Source organism: Flavobacteriales bacterium (assembly GCA_013214975.1).
Classification (GTDB): domain Bacteria; phylum Bacteroidota; class Bacteroidia; order DT-38; family DT-38; genus DT-38.
In genome coordinates this window covers 1-5561 of the sequence record JABSPR010000362.1, presented here as the reverse complement: position 1 = coordinate 5561, position 5561 = coordinate 1, and the positions used below count along the sequence as shown (strand labels likewise).

Below are 5561 nucleotides of genomic sequence, written 5' to 3'. Positions count from 1 at the left end.
CGCGTTGGGCAATTTCTTATAAGTTTAAAGCAGAAAGGGTATCCACTAAATTGCTGGATGTAATTTATCAAGTTGGTCGTACAGGGGCAATCACACCAGTAGCTATTTTGGAGCCTGTATTTTTAGCTGGCACGACAGTGAAACGTGCATCTCTACATAATTCTGATCAGATACAACAACTTGATTTAAGAATAAACGATACTGTGTTTGTAGAAAAAGGAGGGGAGATAATCCCTAAAGTATTAGAAGTTGATTTGAGTGAAAGGCTGGAAACGGCTATTCCATTAGTGTATATTATGCATTGTCCAGAGTGTAAAACAGAATTAATTCGAAATGAGGATGAAGCAAATCATTACTGTCCGAATGAAACAGAATGCAAGTCTCAAATTCTTGGAAAAATGGAGCACTTCATTTCAAAAAAAGCAATGGACATTGATGGACTAGGAGGTGAAACATTAGAATTGTTATTTAGCGAAGGCTTGATTTCTAATGTGTCTGATTTGTATTCTCTTCGTAAAGACCAAGTTTTGCCGTTAGAAAGGATGGCAGAAAAATCGGCCGACAATTTAATTGCAGGAATTGAGAAATCGAAAGAACAACCGTTTAATCGGTTCTTATTCGGTCTTGGAATAAGGTATGTAGGATCTACTGTAGCAAAAAAGATTGCTAACTATTTTGGCGACATTGACTCTGTGATGAACGCAACACAAGAGGAGCTCATTAATGTAGATGAGATTGGAGAACGTATTGCAGAAAGCCTATCCTCTTATTTTAATAGAGATAAAAATATTGCTAGAATAGACGTTTTTAAAAAAGCAGGTCTATGTTTAATGATTTCTGAAGAAGAAGCTACATTAAGATCGAACTTGCTAGAAGGTAAATCGATTGTAGTATCAGGAGTGTTTAGTACAATCTCGAGAGATGAAATAAAAGTTCTTATTGAAAATAATGGTGGAAAGAATACTTCTTCCGTTTCAAAGAATACTAGTTTTATAGTCGCAGGAGAAAATATGGGACCAAGCAAATTGGAAAAGGCAAGCAAGTTGGGAATAACGCTATACAGTGAATCTGAATTTTTAAATCTACTCGATGGCAATATTTGATGGGTTTAAATTATTTGTAGGTAAATATTACCTCAAACAGCTTTTGAAAAAAGCGCCTGAAAGAAGAAGAGGTTATATCAGCTTATTTCAAGCTAGAACGGTAGGTATTATATATGATGCCACAAACCGTGAAGATTATAGTAAAGTAAAAGACCTAATACACTTTTTAAAAGAATCGCAAAAGAATGTGATTGCTTTGGGGTTTATTAACAGTAAGGATCCTAATATGCAACTTGCTCCTAAATTACAATTCAGGTATTTTGGAGTAGAGCAGTTAAATTGGTTCAAAAAGCCACAGGGTATTGAAGTTGATAATTTCATGGAAGAAGACTTCGATATATTGATTGATTTAAGCCTTAACTTTTGCTATCCTTTAAACTATATTTGTAAGCTGACGCCAGCAAAATTCAAGGTTGGGATTGCGCAGGAGAACGGAACAGAATATTTAGACATGTTGATTGATATCTCCAAAAAGAAAACAACGGAGTTTTTTATTATACAAGTCAAGCATTATCTAAAATTAATTAAAGGAAAAAATGAGCTCTAAATTTCATGGAACAGGTGTAGCAATTTGCACCCCATACACAGACGATGACAAAGTAGATTACAAAGGTTTGGAGCGATTAACCAAACACCTTTTAGATAATGGTGTTGATTACATTGTACCCTTAGGAACTACAGGAGAAACTTATTCTTTAACGAAAGAAGAAAAAGCAGGTGTTGTGAAGGTGATTTTGGATGTTACACAAGGTGAAATTCCAATTATGGTGGGCATTGGAGGTAACTCTACGCATACAATAAAGAAGGAATTAGAAGCTTATGACTTTACTGGTATTGATGCTTTTCTTTCTATCACACCGTATTATTGTAAGCCAAGACAAGAAGGTATTTTTCAGCATTATAAAGCGTTGGCTTCTGTTACGGATGTTCCAATGATGATTTATAATGTTCCTAGTAGAACTGGAGTTAACATGGATAGGGATACTACCGTTAGAATTTCGAATGAGATTCCAAGTGTAATAGGTATTAAGGAAGCAAATCCTGATGGTTCGCAATGTGCGGCTATTTTGAAATACAAAAGAGAAGACTTTATTGTTGTTTCTGGCGATGATCATATGATCTTACCTTTTCTTTCTATGGGTGCATCCGGTGTTATATCTGTATTAGCAAACGCATTTCCTAAAGAAGTTGTTGAAATGCAAAAAGCTTTTTTAAGCGGCAATGTGGAAAGAGCTAGACAGATTTGTATTTCGCTTATGCACATTACGGATTTATTGTTTAGGGAAGGAAGTCCATCTGGAATAAAAGCTTGTCTTAACATTTTAGGTATTATACCCGATAATAGTAGATTGCCAATGATTAAAGTAACCGCTCAAACATATAAAGATTTAGAAACGGAGATTGCTAGATTGCAAGAGATAGGTATCTAAATAAAAAATCAAGACATTAAAAAAGGGATAATTAGTTTTCTAATTATCCCTTTTTTAATGCAAATTATTTAACCTTCTACTGTCTCAATAACATTTGAAGAACTGTATTTGCCTTCTTCAAGTTTTACTTTAACAAGCTTGAACTTTTCAATAGTATACTCTACATCCTCCATTGTATGAACGGCCGTAGGAATAAGTCTTAAAATTATCATTCCTTTAGGAATTACTGGATACACAACTATCGAACAGAAGATACCGTGATTTTCTCTTAAATCAATTGTTATACCAGTTGCTTCTCCAAGTGTTCCGCTTAAAATTACTGGAGTAACAGGAGTATTAGTATTCCCAAGGTTAAATCCAGCTTTCTTTAATCCAGATTGTAATCCATTAGTAATTTCCCATAATTTTTCTTTCAACTCAGGATGAGCACGCATCAACTCTAGCCTTTTTAATGCACCTATTACTAGAGGCATTGGAAGAGACTTAGCGAAAACTTGGGATCTCATATTATATCGTAAGAATTCGATTATCTCTTCATCAGCAGAAATAAATGCACCAATTGTTGCAAAAGCCTTGGCAAAGGTTCCGAAATAAATATCAATTCCATCCTGAACACCTTGTTCTTCACCTGTGCCAGCACCGGTTTCTCCCATTGTGCCAATACCGTGGGCATCGTCAACAAAAAGCCTGAAATCATATTTCTTTTTAAACTCAACGATTTCTTTTAGTTTTCCTTGATCTCCAGACATGCCAAATACACCTTCTGTGATTACAAGTATTCCTCCTCCCGATTTTTCTGTTAATCTTTCAGCTCTTTGTAATTGAACCTCAAATTTCTCCATGTCATTATGAGGAAAAACAAAACGTTTCCCTGCATGTAATCTAGCTCCATCAATAATACATGCATGAGATTCTGCATCGTAAACTATTACATCATGTCTACCAACAAGTGAGTCGATGGCTGAAACCATTCCCTGAAAACCATAATTAACAAGAATAGTATCTTCCTTTTGAACAAAGCTAGAAAGTTCATCTTCCAGCTGCTCATGGTAATCACTGTTCCCTGTCATCATACGAGCACCCATTGGGTAAGCTAAACCAAAATCTCTAGTTGCCTCCTCATCCGCTTTTCGAACTTCTGGGTGATTACCTAAACCTAGGTAGTTATTAAGGCTCCATACTAAACATTCTTTTCCTCTGAATGTCATTCTGTTAGAAATTTCACCTTCCAGTTTAGGAAACGTAAAGTAACCATGAGATGCCTTTGCGTGTTGTCCTATAGGACCACGATTATCTTTTATTCTTTTAAATATATCCACAATAAGATGACCTTTTAATTGTTACTATGCTTTTGCAAATTTAATGCAATATTAATGATATGACAAGCACCATAATTACCCATAACCTTTAATTGTTAACACGTCTAAGTTGATTTATGAAGTAAGTTCTATCTTTGTACCATGTTGAAACAAGTAATATATATATATATCTTTCTAACTGTGCTTATTGCGAGTTGTGGGAGAGGGTATCAGAAAGTATTAAAAAGTACAGATAAAGATCTTAAGTACACCAAAGCTGTAGAATACTTCGATCGAGAAGATTATCTGCGTGCAATGCCATTATTAGAGGAGCTGGTTGCCTTATATCGAGGTACTAAGAAAGGAGCCGAAGTTTACTATTACTATGCGTATTGTGCATATAACCAGGGCGATTTAATCACCGCGTCATATCATTTCGATAAGTTTTCAGAGACATATCCAACGAATAAACACGCTATGGAGTGTGATTTCATGAACGCATATTGTTATTACCAAGGTTCTCCAAAATCTAGTTTAGATCAAGAACAAACATATAGCGCTATTGATGCATTACAATTATTTGCTAACGAATATCCTAATTCAGATAGTATTCCACATTGCAACCGGCTTATGATGGAATTGAGGGCGAAGTTATTGCAGAAGGATTTTGACAATGCTAAAACGTATTTCCACGTGAGAAACTATAAATCTGCGGTGATATCTCTAGGGAACGTAATGAAAGATTTTCCTCATAATAAGTATAAAGAGGAAATTAAATACTTAATTTTGCAATCCTACTATCTTCTAGCTAAGAATAGCGTTGAAGGGAAGAAGGAAGAAAGAATAAATGCGACAATTACATCTTATGAGGAATTCATTGATGAGTTTCCTAAAAGTGAAGATTTAAAAGGAGCAGAGAATATTTATAAGAAAGCGGTACAAGAACGCGATCTAATTAACTCTAATAAAAAACAAGGGTCATGAAATACCAAAAAACAAACGCCGAAACTACAACTATAACAAGAAATGTAGTGGATTTTGAAACGAATGGTAGAAATATTTATGAAGCATTGAATGTTTTAAGCAAACGTGCGAATCAAATTGGCCTTGAAATTAAAGATGAGTTAAATGGTAAATTGGCTGAATTTGCTACTGCTTCAGATAACTTGGATGAAGTTTTTGAAAACAGAGAGCAAATTGAAATTTCAAAATTCTACGAAAGACTTCCAAAACCTGCATTAATTGCAATACAAGAGTACCTAGAAGAAAGTCTTTATATCAGAAAGAGAGACGAGGAAGTAGAGACTACGGAAGGGAAATAATCCTCTATTACATACTGGATGCTTAAAAACAAGAACATAATATTAGGCATTACAGGAAGCATTGCGGCTTACAAATCGGCATACCTATGTAGAAAGTTGGTGCATCTTGGTGCAAACGTTAAGGTGATTATGTCGCCTGATGCCAAACATTTTATTACCCCATTAACATTATCAACCCTTTCAAATAACACAGTTCTTACTGAGTTTACAACTCAAAATGGAAATAACTGGAATAGCCATGTAGACCTTGGTTTATGGGCTGATTTAATCCTAATAGCTCCATTAACGGCCAATACGATGGCTAAAATGGCTAATGGTATATGTGATAACCTATTGATGGCCACATATCTCTCAGCAAGGTGTCCAGTGTTTTTTGCACCAGCTATGGATCTTGATATGTATCAGCAT

The 5561-nt window shown here is 35.1% G+C and carries 7 protein-coding genes; 6 read left to right on the top strand and 1 reads right to left on the bottom strand.

All coding sequences use genetic code 11. The features are described 5' to 3' along the window. The 3 genes from ligA to HRT72_11690 form a co-directional block, all read left to right on the top strand. Nucleotides 1-1103, top strand: a 1103-nt coding sequence (gene ligA / locus HRT72_11700) for an NAD-dependent DNA ligase LigA (protein ID NQY68369.1), incomplete at its 5' end; no start/stop codon positions are given. Further along, nucleotides 1090-1650 (top strand): hypothetical protein, encoded by a 561-nt coding sequence (locus HRT72_11695; GenBank protein NQY68368.1) that lies wholly within the window; start codon nt 1090-1092, stop codon nt 1648-1650. The genes ligA and HRT72_11695, both read left to right, overlap by 14 nt. Further along, nucleotides 1640-2533 (top strand): 4-hydroxy-tetrahydrodipicolinate synthase, encoded by an 894-nt coding sequence (locus tag HRT72_11690; GenBank protein ID NQY68367.1) that lies wholly within the window; start codon nt 1640-1642, stop codon nt 2531-2533. The genes HRT72_11695 and HRT72_11690 overlap by 11 nt, the downstream gene beginning before the upstream one ends. 68 nt (nt 2534-2601) lie before the next feature. Here HRT72_11690 and HRT72_11685 read toward each other — a convergent pair whose 3' ends face one another. Continuing rightward, on the bottom strand, nt 2602-3852 hold the full coding sequence (locus HRT72_11685) for an aminotransferase class I/II-fold pyridoxal phosphate-dependent enzyme (protein ID NQY68366.1): 1251 nt from the start codon (nt 3850-3852) through the stop codon (nt 2602-2604). A 141-nt stretch (nt 3853-3993) separates the two neighbouring features. Between HRT72_11685 and bamD the strand changes: the two genes are divergently transcribed. From bamD to HRT72_11670, 3 genes are all read left to right on the top strand, one after another. Next, a complete protein-coding gene (gene bamD / locus HRT72_11680; protein ID NQY68365.1) occupies nt 3994-4815 on the top strand; it encodes an outer membrane protein assembly factor BamD in 822 nt (273 codons plus the stop codon). Continuing rightward, nucleotides 4812-5153, top strand: coding sequence for a DNA-directed RNA polymerase subunit omega (locus HRT72_11675; GenBank protein ID NQY68364.1), 342 nt, complete (start codon nt 4812-4814; stop codon nt 5151-5153). Before bamD ends, HRT72_11675 begins: the two co-directional genes overlap by 4 nt. Before the next feature lie 18 nt (nt 5154-5171). Then, nucleotides 5172-5561, top strand: a 390-nt coding sequence (locus tag HRT72_11670; protein NQY68363.1) for a phosphopantothenoylcysteine decarboxylase, incomplete at its 3' end; no start/stop codon positions are given.